13 protein-coding genes are annotated in these 13,785 nt (G+C 62.4%); 10 read left to right on the forward strand and 3 right to left on the reverse strand.

What is annotated here, in order from left to right; genetic code table 11:
* Positions 1–144: 144 nt before the first annotated feature.
* The 4 genes from DVT68_RS13250 (at position 145) to DVT68_RS13265 (ending at position 3,053) form a co-directional block, all read left to right on the forward strand.
* The gene (locus DVT68_RS13250; RefSeq protein ID WP_114825563.1) at positions 145–507 is read left to right on the forward strand and encodes an ArsR/SmtB family transcription factor; all 363 of its coding nucleotides are present in this window, start codon (positions 145–147) and stop codon (positions 505–507) included.
* Complete coding sequence (locus DVT68_RS13255) at positions 504–887, forward strand: arsenate reductase ArsC (protein WP_114825564.1); 384 nt, start codon at positions 504–506, stop codon at positions 885–887. Before DVT68_RS13250 ends, DVT68_RS13255 begins: the two co-directional genes overlap by 4 nt.
* Positions 887–1,591, forward strand: coding sequence for an aquaporin (locus DVT68_RS13260; protein WP_233523462.1), 705 nt, complete (start codon positions 887–889; stop codon positions 1,589–1,591). Before DVT68_RS13255 ends, DVT68_RS13260 begins: the two co-directional genes overlap by 1 nt.
* Before the next feature lie 247 nt (positions 1,592–1,838).
* A complete protein-coding gene (locus DVT68_RS13265; protein ID WP_114825566.1) occupies positions 1,839–3,053 on the forward strand; it encodes a PDZ domain-containing protein in 1,215 nt (404 codons plus the stop codon).
* 562 nt (positions 3,054–3,615) lie between these two features.
* Here the strand turns inward: DVT68_RS13265 and DVT68_RS13270 are convergent.
* Together DVT68_RS13270 and DVT68_RS20300 are read right to left on the reverse strand one after the other, a co-directional pair.
* Positions 3,616–4,047: a hypothetical protein gene (locus DVT68_RS13270; RefSeq protein WP_147281730.1), complete on the reverse strand. Its 432-nt coding sequence runs from the start codon at positions 4,045–4,047 to the stop codon at positions 3,616–3,618.
* Positions 4,048–4,413: 366 nt separating this feature from the next.
* A complete protein-coding gene (locus DVT68_RS20300; protein ID WP_147281731.1) occupies positions 4,414–5,025 on the reverse strand; it encodes a hypothetical protein in 612 nt (203 codons plus the stop codon).
* Between DVT68_RS20300 and DVT68_RS13280 the strand changes: the two genes are divergently transcribed.
* On the forward strand, positions 4,998–5,354 hold the full coding sequence (locus DVT68_RS13280; protein WP_114825569.1) for an energy transducer TonB family protein: 357 nt from the start codon (positions 4,998–5,000) through the stop codon (positions 5,352–5,354). The genes DVT68_RS20300 and DVT68_RS13280 overlap by 28 nt on opposite strands.
* Before the next feature lie 190 nt (positions 5,355–5,544).
* On the opposite strand, the gene DVT68_RS13285 is transcribed toward DVT68_RS13280, so the two are convergent.
* Positions 5,545–6,951, reverse strand: a complete 1,407-nt coding sequence (locus DVT68_RS13285; RefSeq protein WP_114825570.1) for an Hsp70 family protein — start codon at positions 6,949–6,951, stop codon at positions 5,545–5,547.
* Between the two features lie 168 nt (positions 6,952–7,119).
* On the opposite strand from DVT68_RS13285, the gene DVT68_RS13290 reads away from it, so the two are divergent.
* From DVT68_RS13290 to DVT68_RS13315, 5 genes are all read left to right on the forward strand, one after another.
* On the forward strand, positions 7,120–8,514 hold the full coding sequence (locus tag DVT68_RS13290) for a pyridoxal phosphate-dependent decarboxylase family protein (RefSeq protein ID WP_114825571.1): 1,395 nt from the start codon (positions 7,120–7,122) through the stop codon (positions 8,512–8,514).
* Positions 8,515–8,725: 211 nt separating this feature from the next.
* Positions 8,726–11,020: a nitric-oxide reductase large subunit gene (locus tag DVT68_RS13295; RefSeq protein WP_114825572.1), complete on the forward strand. Its 2,295-nt coding sequence runs from the start codon at positions 8,726–8,728 to the stop codon at positions 11,018–11,020.
* A 640-nt stretch (positions 11,021–11,660) separates the two neighbouring features.
* Positions 11,661–11,873 (forward strand): hypothetical protein, encoded by a 213-nt coding sequence (locus DVT68_RS13305; protein WP_114825574.1) that lies wholly within the window; start codon positions 11,661–11,663, stop codon positions 11,871–11,873.
* Positions 11,874–12,081: 208 nt separating this feature from the next.
* The gene (locus DVT68_RS13310; protein ID WP_147281732.1) at positions 12,082–12,303 is read left to right on the forward strand and encodes a hypothetical protein; all 222 of its coding nucleotides are present in this window, start codon (positions 12,082–12,084) and stop codon (positions 12,301–12,303) included.
* Positions 12,304–12,666: 363 nt separating this feature from the next.
* Positions 12,667–13,662, forward strand: coding sequence for an aldo/keto reductase (locus DVT68_RS13315; RefSeq protein WP_114825576.1), 996 nt, complete (start codon positions 12,667–12,669; stop codon positions 13,660–13,662).
* Positions 13,663–13,785 lie beyond the last annotated feature (123 nt).

Below are 13,785 nucleotides of genomic sequence, written 5' to 3' on the forward strand. Positions count from 1 at the left end.
TCCGCGAGCTTGGGGATGTGGGAATAGAGATCCTGGGCGACTGAATCGCTCTGCCTCCGACCCGAGGCCGACCGTTGTCTGCACCGCTTTTTAATTGCCTTTGGCCCTCTTGACGGGTCTTTATATTTCTATAATTCTAGAAATATGAAATCACCTGATGCGCTGGCTTGTCTCAACGCCCTGGCCCAAGAGCACCGCCTAAATCTCTATCGCCTGTTAGTCCAGGCGGGTAACGAAGGGATGGCGGTCGGGGAGCTTGCGGAAGCTACTGGCCTACCAGGGGCGACGCTAACCAACCATCTCCACATCCTGCGGCGCGCAGGCATGGTGAGCGACGAGCGCCAGGGCAGAGTCATTCAATGTCGCGCGAACTACGCGCAAATGAATGCCCTTCTCGGGTTCCTCACCGAGAACTGTTGCGCGGGAACGGTCACGGCGAATTGCTGTGAGACCTCGACCTTGTGCGCCCCAACGAAAAAGTCAACTCGCAAGGTGTCGCCGCGATGAAGCGTGTGCTTTTTGTGTGTGTCGAAAACTCGAATCGAAGCCAGATGGCTGAGGCTTTCGCGCACATTTATGGCGGTAACGACATTGAGGCATTCAGCGCCGGCTCGCGACCGTCCGGCGTCATCAATCCCAAGGCCATTCGGTTCATGGGTGAAGTCGGGTATGACCTCGCGCAACATGCATCTAAGTCACTGGATGATATTCAGGGCGAGTTCGATGCTGTTGTCACCATGGGCTGCGGTGACCAATGCCCCTGGGTGCCAGCAAAAGTTCGTGAGGACTGGGCACTGCCCGATCCCAAGCACATGGAAGACGACGCCTATCGATGCGTGCGAGACGAGATTGCTGCACGTGTTCGCAATCTGGTTGCGAGGCTCTAATGAACCTTTGGCGCAAACTCCTCGCCGAATTTGTCGGCACCGGGCTTCTTCTTACCATCATCGTCGGCTCCGGGATCATGGCTGTCTTGCTCGCCGCCGGGAACGACGCTATCGCGCTGCTAGCCAACGCATCGGCGACAGCTGCCGGACTCTACGTTCTCATCACTCTGCTTGGCCCCATTTCCGGCGCGCACTTCAATCCGGTCGTCACGCTCGCAATGCGCTGGCAGGGTGAGCTAACCAATGGCGAAGCCATGGGCTATATCGTCGTCCAATGCGTGGCGGCGATCGCAGGCGTCATGCTTACGCACGCCATGTTTGGCATGCCCTTGGTGCAGGTTGGGATTCATGCACGGACGGGAGCGGCGCTCTGGATCAGCGAGGGATTGGCCACCTTTGGACTGCTGGTAACTATTCTCCTCGGGCGCGTCCACCGACCCGGCGCCGTGCCGATCCTTGTGGCTGCCTACATTTTTTCGGCCTACTGGTTTACCGCGAGTACTTCGTTTGCAAACCCGGCGGTCACGCTGGCGCGCTCGTTGACCCAGACGTTCTCGGGTATCCGCCCAGAGGATGTTGCGGCATTTGTGGTCGCTCAGATTGCCGGCGGTGTTGTGGGGATGGCCGTCGCCTGCGGATTCGTGGCGCACGATCGACGGACCTCTCCAAAGTCAAATTCAGCGGTGACACCAGCCTCGCGCTGATTGCTCCACTTTGCGCTACCGACCCGTCGCCAACACTTCCACCCAACGAACATTGGTGGGTTCTGAGCCAGCGAGGAGGAAAGAGACCTCTCTGTTCGGCGGCCCTAGAAATATTGGGCTTGAGTCAATCGCAGCGAGATTGGTGTGAAGAGACGGCGCGAGGGTGGACGCGCGTGATCCGAGGGTCTAACGTCTCGATGTCAGTCCCCGCCACGCCCGGCGCGGTTCCGCCGGTCGGAGCCGCCGTATGTCACACCTCCATCTGCCGCGCGTTGCGTGCGAAACCATCGCTCCCTTCGCGCTTGGCCTGTGCGCCATCGCCTTGTCAGTCACTTCGGCTGCGTCCGATGAGTCCATTCCGTTCCGCTTCGAGGATCTGCGAGCCTACGTGCCGGTGACGGTTGGCACGCAGAGCGGCGAGTTTGTGCTCGACACCGGCGCCAACGAGGTGATGATCGATACGGTCACCGCCAACGACCTGGGGATGCGTGCGACCTCTGTGCACGAGGAGCGCGGCGCGGGCAGGGGCAGCTTGCCGACGGGCGATGGCGGCGGTGTGTCCCTTTCGGTTGGGAGCGTTCCGCTGAAGGTCGACTCTGCCGGCGTTGCCCCGATCAACCGGGTCCTAAGACCGTACAACGGACTCGACATCAAGGGCGTCATCGGGGCGCCGTTCTTCATGGAACACGTGGTCGAAATCGATTTCGCCACGCGCAAGCTCGTCCTGCACGACCCTGCGAGCTTCGCCTATCACGGGTCTGGCGTGCGCCTGCCGTTCCAGTTCGTGGACGGTGACCCCGTCGTCCAGGGGCAGCTTGTCCTCGGGGACGGGGCCCGCCTGCCTTTGCGACTGCTGATCGACCTTGGGGCCAAAGCCGACCTGTTGGTCGCTGCGCCCTTCGTCAAGGATCACCAACTCCTGATCCGGATGGGGCCGACGGTGATCGAGCCGCTGGGCGCGGGCGTGGGCGGGGAGACCCGGTACGCGTTCGCGAGGCTCGCCGGACTGAAGGTGGGCAACGACCTTGCCGGCGCCGACCTGATTGCCGGGCTGTCGGTGAACGGGACTTTGCGTGGCGGCGACTACGATGCGCTGCTGGGCGCAGGATTCCTGCAGCGGTATCGCGTGTTCGTCGACTATCCGCACCAGACGATGATCCTTGAGCCACGCGAGCCGATGCCGGCCACAAGCTTCGACCGGAGCGGCGCCTTCCTCGTCGCAAGTGGCGAGAAGCTCGACAACATCGTCGTCCACGAGGTGGTCGCCGGGTCTCCCGCGGATGAGGCGGGGGTTCGCAGTGGCGACGTCATCGAGGCCGTGGATGGCCGTGACGTGCGCGACCTGAGGATATGGGACACACGCAAGGCGCTCTCGGCGCCGGGAGAGAGAATTGTGACGTTGACGCTACGGAGGAACGGGCGGAGCCTGTCGGTGCCCGTCAGGCTGAAAGACCTGATCTGACAGCGCGCCTCCGCATCGGCAGGTTTGCCGCGTTGAGTGTGCCTGGTTGCATGATCGACATCGCTTGCGGAGAGTGCGTTGAGTCGCCTGGTCGGTCCGGGAATTTTCAGTCCCTGCGGCGCCAGGCAGGAGAGGGCGAACGACCGGTGCTTGAGGCCGTGGCATGAAGAACGCTCACGAGCCAATCGGCGGCGTTCGTCAGTCTTGATGAGAAGTACGCGATCGGGCGGTGCCAAAAGAAAAGCCCGGCGCATCACCGGGCTTTCGCTTTCGCGTGGCGAAGTTCTATGAGCGCCAGAGCGTCGTGCCGCAGGTCCGACAAATATGTGTGCGTCCCGAACGGCTCCCGCGCCTATCGATGAGGATATTGGAGGCGTTGCACTTGTAGCAGCTGGGCGCGCCGCTTCCATGCCTGGCGGTGGGGTGCATGGCCCGATATTGCTCGAGTGTGGGCAGCTGGCGAAGACGATAATAGGCGCCGGCGACAATGACGACGAGGACGGCGGCGACGCCGTACGCAATTAGCTCAATAGTCGACATGACGTTTCCCTCGCGCCACGGGCTATGGGTGAGCAGCCTTCTGGGCGGCTGCTCGGTATTCGAGCACCTGTCCGATGGCCAGGTTGACGTCAAAGTTCTTGATGGCTTCGTTGGCGGCGTCCGCCATGGCCTTGTTGGCGGTGTCCTGGCTCGGCGGGTTGTTATCCACGATCGTCTCGCTCTGTCCCTCGTCGCTGACGATGTTGTAGTCGGGGTCCATGATCCGGACGGATGCCCACCCGATGTTCTTGCCGCCCGAAATCACGGGCATGCCGGTCAAGGAGATGGCCAGGCGGTTCGCATTGACTGCGGCGCACTGGGCCTCCGGCATGGAAAGCCCGCCATGAGCATTGACGATCGCCCTGACTGCTCCCGATGCAACAAAGACGACGTCGCAGGCGAGCGCCGGCGCCGCTGCCGCAAGCAGCGCCAGTCCAAATAGAACCCGTTTCATGTTTTCCCCTGTGAGTGTTCAAGACCAGGACTCAGCCCGGCCCTCCACGAAGGTACGACAAGCGCCGTGGTAGCGCTAGCGTGGCGAAGCCTTGGCGTCCACGCGTCATCTCACAGAAACAATGAATCTCATGGCGGGCACGGTGCAGCCGTGCGTTGGGGACAGCCGACGTCCATACGAAGGGGGCTTCACGAGGCTCGCTTCCTGTCCGAAGGGGGAGTCAGCTGGGGAGTGGCATTCGGAATCCCCAAAACGCCGCATCAGTGTTCGTCGAAGTGTGGGCAACCGGAACGTTGGCGGAGATGTGCAGGTTCGATGCCTGTGGCGCGCATTTCTCCAGCCGTGCCCGGTCGTCAGCGCTGTCGCTCAGTGCTTGGTCTTGTCCTGCTTATGACAAACGCCCCGGAAGCCAATGACGTTGGCGGTGGATTCGGCAACCATGGCGCCGCTGTCACGATCCACGCTGACGGTTGCGCCCGGATGTTCCATGTAGAAGTGGATCGCGTTGGGCGTGATCTTCGCTGGATATTTGTCCACGCGTTGGTTTGGCGGGTCCACCAGGAAAGTGAAGGATGCGTGGGCGCCGCTGCTGTATGCCGCGTCGCATACGAGCGTAAATGCCTCCTTGGAAGGCTGGGAGGAATCGGCGCCCGAGCAGCCAGCGCAGCCAAGCGCACACAGAAACGCCATCGTTCTGATGAGTCGCATACGCCCTCCCGGTTCGCACCGGACAGAGAATAGCCTTTCCTTCGATCCCAATGCGAACTCGCCGTAGGTTATGGCCGGTACGACCGAGGTGGATCTATGGCCGAGGCCGAAGTGCAGCGAGGAAGGGCGCGGCCGAGGATTGGCGCGCCATTGGCTCCCGATCTGGAGCAGGCATGCTGCCGACTTGAAGCAGACATGTTCCTCGCTGATTATTTGCGCCCGTTTCGAATGATGAAGGTCTGATGAAAATTCGCGTGGTTCGCGTGGCATCCCTCGCGCTGCTCTGCTCGGTAGGCACGATGGCCTGCTCGAATGCAAAACCCTCGATGGCTGACAGTTGGCCTCGCGATTCGTCGGGCGCCCTCGTCGGCGGAACAGCCATGGTGCTCGCCACGGTCCACCCGGACGGACAGGTCGCCAGCGCGACGATCGAGAAGAGCTCCGGCTACCGCCAACTGGATGCAGATGCGGTCGCCACGGTGAAAAAGTGGCGCTTTCAGCCCCTCTCCAAAAAGGACGCGGATCAAAAGATCCTGATTCCCGTGCGGCTTGACCCGAACCATGTTCCGGCAGTTGGAAGCAGTAGCCAGGCGGGATGAGTGCGTGCCGCTATCACCGCCGGTCTATCGACCATGGCGGACTTGCCAGAACGAATCCAGACGCAGCTTCGACGACGAATCCATGGACCATTGGGCCGTTAGGGGCTCAAATCCTGGCTTTCAGTGGAAACATCGAGCGTCGCCCATCAGCAGGGATCGACAACCGCCCGCTAAATGACCGCGCGAAGCTTCACGCCGCCGCGAGCAATGGCGCTTCGCTTGCCGCCACGGCCAATCCAGAGACCACACCCAGCGAGGGATCACCATGCACCATGGGAATCTCCGGGAAGCATGCAGCGACCTTGGCTTTCACCTGCGGTGAGCGGGAAGTACCGCCGGTGAGGAAGACGCTGGCCGGCAGGGTGGGCAGATCGCCGCGCACAGTGGCGAGCGTGCGCTCCAGTTGCGTGAGAAAAGGCTCGATAGCCGTGTCCAGATCGTCGCGACTGGCGTCGACGGCGAGGCCGTGCTCGATGAAATCGAGTGGAGCGCGATAGGTCGCCGCGCCGCTCAGGTTGATCTTGGTGCGCTCGGCGGCCTGGTTGAGTCGCGTGGTGGCGCCAAGCTCCTGCAGCGCGCGCAGGCGGGGGCCGTAGGGGGCGGCGACCAGGCGATAGTTCTGTTTGCGGAATTCACGTTGCTTGGGCAGGTTGTGCACGCTGGCCGCTTCCACGAACTGATGCTGCGGCACGCGCACGATGTCCTTGCCCATCAGTGGCATGAAGCTGTGCAGGCTCACGCCCACGTCGAGGTCCGTACCGCCTTTGGGCAGGCCCCAGTTGCGCGCAATGAGCGGGGACGCCGCACCACCAAGTTCCGCGTGGGTGACGTCGGTGGTGCCGCCGCCGATGTCGACGATCAGCGCATGCTGCCTGTCCGCCAGACTCTTGTGGTAGTGCATCGCGGCGGCGGCGGGTTCTTCCAGAAAGCGCACTTCGTCGAAGCCCGCCGTGGCGGCGGCTTCGCGCAGTATCTCGATGGCCTGTTCCGACCCGGCCGCGCCCATCGAGCTGCGAAACTCCACGGGACGGCCGATCACCGCGCCGCGCACCGGTTCACCGAATTGCCGGCTCGCGGTAAGGCGGATGTGTTCGAGGATGTGCGTGGCGATGTGCACGATGACCTTGCGCACCTGCGGATCCAGTCGATACCCGAACATCGACTTGGGCGATTCGATCAGGTTGCCGCCACCGCTCTCCAGATACCCCTCCACTGCTTCTTCGCCAAACAAAGCATGCTGGAAGCTGGCGACGGACGTGGTGGCGGCGCGCGCCTGTTCTTCCATCCATTGACGACGCACGACGCGCAGCGCATCGCGGCGCAGTTCGTCATCCGTGCGCGTCACGGGCGCCTGGCCACGGGCAGCAGCGGCGGCCGCCTGCTGGCGCAGGTCATTACGGGCCGAACGGATATGCGTCTCCACTTGCGCTTCGAGTTCGGGCGTCAGCTCGAAATCGTTCGGATCGGGCACGAGTTCCGGGAAGTACACCGCGGTACGGAACTGCTCCGCATCGCCAAAGCGGACCAAGGTGAGTTCGCCGTCCCTGATGGCGGCAGCGGCCGAATAGCTGGTGCCGAAGTCGATGCCGATGTACATAAGGACGCCTGGCGAGAAAAGAATAATCTTCAATTATCTCAGGTTCTTGCGTTGCGTGGCAATGAATGCTGCGTCCGTCGGGCTTGAGTGGACTGGTTCGGTCAAAGCAGGCTATATCGGTCCCTGAGATTTGTCTCGCGCCTGCCAGATACAGCATCGAGGGGTTCCATGTACGACCGTCTAAAGGAAGATCTCGCTTCGTTCGACGAAATTCTTGATCAAGCACGCGCCATGGCGGGCAACTACCTGGCATCGCTGGATGAGCGCCCGGCGGCGGCGAACCTTCCGCCGAGCCTGCCGACATGTCCCGCCTTGCCGGAACAAGGGGAGGGCGCCCAGGCAGCCTTGCGACGGTTTGAGGAGAATTACTCGGCGTTGCTCTCCGGCAGCCCGGGGCCGCGCTACTTCGGCTTCGTGACGGGCGGTGGCACGCCGGCCTCGGTGGCGGCCGACTGGCTGGTGAGCGTTTATGACCAGAACGCGCAGAAGAACGGTGATACGTGCGCATCTGCGGTTGAGCTGCAGGCGCTGGACATGCTCAAGCAGCTGCTTGGCTGGCCCTCGTCATGGACGGGTGTTTGCGTCACCGGCGCGACCATGGCGAACTACGTGGGCATGGCCTTGGCGCGGCAATGGGTCGGGCATCAATTCGGCGTGGACGTGGCAACGAATGGTTTGCATGGCTTGCCGCGGACGCCAGTGTTCTCCGCCAGCGCGCACTCAAGCACGCTGAAGGCGCTGAGCATGGCGGGCATGGGGCGAAATGCGATTCAAGCGATGCCGCAGCTGCGCGGCCGTGAGGCTTGCGACGTGGCGGCGTTGGAGCAGGCACTGCGTGAACGTGGCGATCAGCCAAGCATCGTGGTCGCAAGCGCAGGCACCGTGAATACGGTGGACTTCGACGACATCGCCGCCATCGCCGAGCTCAAACAGCGCTACCCCTTTTGGCTGCACGTCGATGCGGCATTCGGCGGGGTGGCGGCAGCCTCACCAGGTCGGCGCGGTTTGATGGCGGGCATCGAAGCGGCGGACTCCGTCACCGTTGACGCCCACAAATGGCTGAACGTGCCCTATGACTGCGCGGTGGCCTTCACTTCGCACCTGCCGCTCCAGATCGAAGTCTTCAAGAACCACTCCGACTATCTGCCGGCCCCGGAACCGACACCGGACAACTTCCTGCATCTGGCGCCTGAGAATTCACGACGCTTCCGCGCACTTCCTCTGTGGATGGGGCTGCTCGCCTACGGTCGCGAGGGCTACGCCGAAGTGGTGGAGCGCAACTGCGCCGCCGCGCGTCACCTGGGCGCCCTCATTGCGGGTGATGGCCGCTTCAAACTGGTGGCGCCTGTACGCCTGAACGTGGTTTGTTTTGCGCCAGTCGGGGCGGATGCCGCGGCCGTCGCTCTGCTGCAGAAGGCACTGCATCGCGACGGCTCCGCGTACGTGACGCCGTCGGTACTGCATGGTGAGCCGATGTTGCGCGTGGCCATCTGTAACTGGCGTACGACCACCGAGGACATGGATCGGACCTTTGAAGCGTTGCAACGGCTTTTGTCCTGCTAGCTAGGCGCAGGATGTCTGGGTGCGTCCATGGCTGACACTGCCGCCCCCTCGCTGGGCGATCAGTGACAGTCCCCGAGATCCCCGGGGCCTGCTACGGCCAGGTCATCGCGCGGCTTTCACGCAGCTTGCGGCATAGACTTTCAGTCGCCGAGCGCGCTGGCTCTTCCGCCATTCGGCGCAATTCCGGGGAAACCAAAGGGAGCTCGTAGTCATGAACGAGGCTGTCGTTGGAATGCGCGTGGATGAAGATCGCCTTTCGCCCTGGTGGCTGCGATCCGTGCTGCTGGTGATGGTGTTCGGATTCGCCATGCTCATCGGCATCACCGGGCTGGCCTATCGCCATGCGCCGCCCATCCCCTCGCAGGTGCTGGGCCCGGACGGCGCTGTCCTGTACACCAGCGACGATGTCGGCGCCGGCCAGGCCGTGTTCCTGAAATACGGGCTGATGGACAACGGCAGCATCTGGGGGCACGGCGCTTACCTGGGGCCTGACTTCGCCGCCGAGGCGCTGCATCGGATGGGAGTGGCGACCGAAGAGCAACTCGCCCAACGGCAATATGGGCAAGCGTGGGCCACGCTGGATCCCATGCAGCAGGCCTCGGTCCGGAGCCAGGCGGCGGTGATCCTGAAGATCAACCGCTATGACGCGGGCAGCGACCGCCTTTCACTCACCGAGCCCGAAGTGGCGGCCTTCAAGCAGGAGGCTGCCTACTGGGCGCAGTACTTCCAGGAGCCCACGCGCAATGCGGGGCTCACGCGCGGACTCATCACCGATCCGAAGGAACTGCACGACTTCAGCGCCTTCGTCAGCTGGGCGGCGTGGGTCTCGGTGGCCAATCGGCCTGGCCATCCCTATTCCTACACCAACAACTTCCCGTTCGATCCGGCGGTGGGCAACGTCGCGCCGAGTGGCGCGCTGCTGTGGAGCGCGTTGAGCCTGGTGATGCTGCTGGGCGGCATTGCCGCGGTGCTGCTCGCCTTCGGCAAATTCGACTACCTCGGCTGGGTGAGCAGCGGGCATCGTGCCTTGCCAAGAGTGATTCCCGGGCAGGCGAGCCGGGGTCAGCGCGCGCTGGCAAAGTTCTTCGTCGTGGTCGCCGTCCTGTTCCTCGCGCAGACACTGATCGGTGGCGCAGTGGCGCACTTCCGCGCAGACCCGGGTACGTTCTACGGCTTCGAGCTGGAGCGCATTTTTCCCAGCAACTTGCTGCGCACCTGGCACCTGCAGACGGCGATCTTCTGGATCGCGACTTCCTATGTTGCGGCTGCCCTGTTCCTCGCACGATCGCTGCGCGGCAACGAACCCCAATGGCTGGCGATGGCGATAAACCTTTTGTTCGTGGCCTTCGCCATCGTCATCTTCGGCAGCCTGCTCGGTGAATGGGCAGGCATCGCACAGCGACTGGGCGACCTTTGGTTCTGGTTGGGCAATCAGGGTTGGGAGTACCTCGAGCTGGGACGCATCTGGCAGTACCTGCTGGTGGTGGGCCTGCTCGGCTGGTTTGCGCTGCTCTGGTTTCTTGCCCGGCCACGCGACGTGGTCCAGACAGAGGCCCGCCCGCTTGCGCGCGTCTTCCTGCTGGCTGCGTTGTCGATCCCGGTCTTCTACATTCCTGCGCTCTTCTTCGGCGCCAAGACCAACTGGACCGTGGTCGATACCTGGCGCTTCTGGATCATCCATTTGTGGGTCGAGGGCTTCTTCGAGTTCTTCGCCACCACGGTGGTGGCCGTCGTGTTCTACCAGCTCGGCCTGACGCGCCTGACCACGGCCATGCGGGTGATCTATCTCGACGCCATCCTTTACTTCCTTGGCGGCCTGATCGGCACTGGCCACCACTGGTACTTCAGCGGGCAAACACAGTTCAACATGGCCTTGTCCGCCATGTTCTCCACCCTCGAAGTGGTGCCGTTGACCCTGTTGACGCTCGATGCGTGGGACTTTGTACGCACCACGCAGGGGCAGCGTGACGATCGCGGCGGGGTTGTCCAGATACCGCACAAATGGACGTTCTTCTTCCTCATGGCGGTGGGCTTCTGGAACTTCGTTGGCGCGGGCGTGTTCGGCTTCCTCATCAACCTTCCGATCGTCAGCTATTACGAGGTAGGGACCCAGCTCACGCCCAACCACGGTCATGCCGCCATGTTGGGAGTATTCGGCATGCTGGCGCTGGCCCTGCTGGTGTTCGTGCTGAGGCAGACCACCGACGACAAGCATTGGCCCGCCGTGGAGAAGTACATCAAGGTCGGGTTCTGGGGCGTCAACATCGGTCTGGCGATGATGCTGGTGATGAGCCTTTTCCCCAGCGGTGTGCTGCAGGTGTGGGATGTGATGGTGAACGGCTATTGGCATGCGCGTGGCTTTGACTACGTCAACGCGTCCCGTTCCCGCCTCATCGAATGGCTGCGCATGCCGGGGGACCTGGTGATGATCATCTTCGGCGCCATTCCCATGGCCCTGGCCGCGATCAACGGCTGGTGGCTTTCGCGCCAGTCGGGGCAGGCCTGATGGAAAGCGGGTAACGGTGGCCGGCTAATTGGCGGCAATCGCGAAGCGCTGTTGCGGGCATTCATGGATGCGAGCAGCGCTGTCGCGTGACGAGATCGGATGCCATCGCCTTCATCATCAATGCAGAGCGTGTCGGTTCGAAGGCGCCGGCCTTGAAGGTTCGGCGCTTTTCTCCAAATGAAGCCCGATGCGTTATTTCCGATACAGAAACAAAACGGACATCTCCAAGTCAGGCAGATCGAACTTCCCGTGCCAACAGCGGCCAGTGGACTACACGTGCTTCACGATAGGTTAGAGAGGTGCGGCGTACGGTCGGGTGATGGACGCGCAACTCGTCATCGAGTGGGAGCGTCTCACCATGGATGGGTTGCCCACAAACAACTACCTGGCCAGGCTGGTCGAACCGCACGTCTCGGACCGGTTCGCCACTGTTCTCCAGCAGGGCGACCGATGGGTAGTGATCTGGTATCCCAACATCAGCTCTAGGCAGGGCTGCACGTTTGAGTGCGGCTCATTGGCGGCTGCACAAGGCAAGGTCGAACTGTGGGCGGCACATCATGGAATGAGCTTGCGCCCGCATGGCCACCCGGGTCGCTGCTCCTTCTCAACGTACGAATGGCGCCGACTGTGAGGTGACTCGATGAAAACGCGCAGTGAGTTGCAGCTCATCATCAACGACCTGGAGGCGTCCATTCCGCATTGGACGGAGAAGGGAGCCGATGAGGTCGACCTTGCCATGGCCTTCGCTGACGTGGCCGACGACGCTTTCGAGAACGTCGCGATCGAAGATTACGAATGGCTTCGCGTCAAGATGTTCGACATACAGGCTCACTATGGCATTGGTGGTCAGTAGGGGCGGAGGCTCCGCCTCTGTGGTGCGTGCGTCATGCTTGGGTTACGGATAAAGAGTGTTCTCTACCGTCCATGCCGAATGGCGCGCTGAATCGCGAAGTAACAAGCGTCATGTGTTCAGTGCATGAGTCTCTCCCGTCACGCAGGCGTCGCCTTTTGCACGTGATACTCGCACTACCGCCGGCAGCGAAAGCTCGGGTCCAGAGACCATGAGCAGGAATCAAAACACAACGACCACGATGACCGAAGGTTCCTGGGTGGTCGTTCTATGGAAGGGCTACCTGCCAGTCGAGGTCGGCCGTTATCCGGTGTGGCGAGCGGCCGACAACGAGGCACAGCAGATGCGCCTCAGCGACCCGGTTCGTCGTGTGACCGTCGAAGCCGGTGAAGTGTGGGATCGTCAACGTCCCACTTATACGGTGCGACGCTAGGACCAAGCCCCTCTGTTCTCGGACACGGGCAGACGTGGTTGCTCTCCGTTGACTATGCCTCGCAGGTCACTGCGGGCCGGCGTGCTTAGCGCGCTCTCACTTGCAGCGTTGTTGCGTCCGCGCGCGAGGCTTAAGCGGTCAGGGCATGCTCGGGTCATAATATGTCGGTCAGCGCGCTAGCCACTGCGCACCCTTTCGACCTGGGGCGGAGATCCGCGTCCAGCGTCGCTGGTGGTGCAGCCAGGCAGCGACGGCTCGGCGCGGCGCTTCAGCAAGATGCGCGGGGCGAGCCGGAATTCCGTTGAGTTGTCACCCATATAAAAACCAACGACGTAGTACGAAGAGCACAGGACCAACACAAGAATGACGCTTTCGAAGAGGAAATTTGGGCGGACCGGCTGGAACGTGTCGGAAGTCGGTTTCGGGGCCTGGGCCATCGGCGGCGCCTGGGGCAGCGTCGCTGAAGACGACGCCAAGGCCGCACTGAACGCCGCGCTCGACAGTGGCGTCACTTTCATTGACACGGCGGACGTCTATGGCGACGGTCGGTCGGAGCGGATCATCAGGGACGTATTGCGCCAACGTGGCGGTGAGCGGCCTGTTGTGGCGACCAAGCTCGGACGCCGGCTCGATCCGCATGTGACCAGCGGCTATGCGAGCAAGCGTGAGCTCGCCGGTTTCATCGACAGGAGCCTTTCCAACCTGGGCGTCGATGTGCTCGACCTTGTCCAGCTGCATTGCCCGCCGACGGAAGTTTATTACCGCCCCGAGGTGTTCGATGCGATGGACGAATTCGTCGCTGCCGGCAAGGTCCGCTTCTACGGCGTGTCTGTCGAAAAGGTCGAGGAAGCACTGAAGGCGATCGAGTATCCCAACGTGGTTTCGGTGCAGATTATCTACAACATGTTCCGCCAACGCCCAGCGGAGCTGTTCTTCAGGCAGGCGCGCGAGAAGAACGTGGCGGTCATTGCGCGGGTACCGCTGGCGAGCGGCATGCTGACAGGAAAGATGTCCGCTGATTCGGTATTCGCGTCAGACGACCATCGCGCGTTCAATCGCCATGGTGAGGCCTTTGACGTCGGCGAGACGTTCTCCGGCGTGCCTTATGACGTCGCCCTGAAAGCCGTCGACGAGCTGCGCGGCCTCGTGCCGGTGGACGCTTCCATGGCGCAACTCGCGCTTCGCTGGATTTTGATGGAGGACGCCGTCTCCGTCGTCATTCCGGGCAGCAAGAACGCGGTGCAGGCAGCGTCAAACGCCTGTGCGGCGAGCCTCGCGCCTCTCTCTGATGAGGTTATGCAGAGCGTGCGTGAAATCTATCGGCGGCATATTGCGCCTCACGTTCACCAGCGCTGGTAAAGGGCTTCGCACCAGCGGAAGGGCGGCCCGTCGACTTCTCATCTGCCATGGGGATGAAGGGTCCTGGACGGCCGCCGTCTGCTGGACCCCAGGGGTATGGTGAATCTCTCAAGCGCTCAGCCG

The sequence above is a fragment of the Dyella solisilvae genome, assembly GCF_003351225.1.
GTDB lineage: Bacteria > Pseudomonadota > Gammaproteobacteria > Xanthomonadales > Rhodanobacteraceae > Dyella > Dyella solisilvae.

Bases quoted from the DNA above. Each gene is read 5' to 3' on its own strand.
- DVT68_RS13255 (WP_114825564.1), top strand. From the start codon at position 504: ATGAAGCGTGTGCTTTTTGTGTGTGTCGAAAACTCGAATCGAAGCCAG.
- DVT68_RS13265 (WP_114825566.1), top strand. From the start codon at position 1,839: ATGTCACACCTCCATCTGCCGCGCGTTGCGTGCGAAACCATCGCTCCC.
- DVT68_RS13280 (WP_114825569.1), top strand. From the start codon at position 4,998: ATGAAAATTCGCGTGGTTCGCGTGGCATCCCTCGCGCTGCTCTGCTCG.
- DVT68_RS13250 (WP_114825563.1), top strand. From the start codon at position 145: ATGAAATCACCTGATGCGCTGGCTTGTCTCAACGCCCTGGCCCAAGAG.
- DVT68_RS13270 (WP_147281730.1), bottom strand. From the start codon at position 4,047: ATGAAACGGGTTCTATTTGGACTGGCGCTGCTTGCGGCAGCGGCGCCG.
- DVT68_RS13310 (WP_147281732.1), top strand. From the start codon at position 12,082: ATGAGCAGGAATCAAAACACAACGACCACGATGACCGAAGGTTCCTGG.
- DVT68_RS13260 (WP_233523462.1), top strand. From the start codon at position 887: ATGAACCTTTGGCGCAAACTCCTCGCCGAATTTGTCGGCACCGGGCTT.
- DVT68_RS13295 (WP_114825572.1), top strand. From the start codon at position 8,726: ATGAACGAGGCTGTCGTTGGAATGCGCGTGGATGAAGATCGCCTTTCG.
- DVT68_RS20300 (WP_147281731.1), bottom strand. From the start codon at position 5,025: ATGCCACGCGAACCACGCGAATTTTCATCAGACCTTCATCATTCGAAA.
- DVT68_RS13315 (WP_114825576.1), top strand. From the start codon at position 12,667: ATGACGCTTTCGAAGAGGAAATTTGGGCGGACCGGCTGGAACGTGTCG.
- DVT68_RS13290 (WP_114825571.1), top strand. From the start codon at position 7,120: ATGTACGACCGTCTAAAGGAAGATCTCGCTTCGTTCGACGAAATTCTT.
- DVT68_RS13285 (WP_114825570.1), bottom strand. From the start codon at position 6,951: ATGTACATCGGCATCGACTTCGGCACCAGCTATTCGGCCGCTGCCGCC.
- DVT68_RS13305 (WP_114825574.1), top strand. From the start codon at position 11,661: ATGAAAACGCGCAGTGAGTTGCAGCTCATCATCAACGACCTGGAGGCG.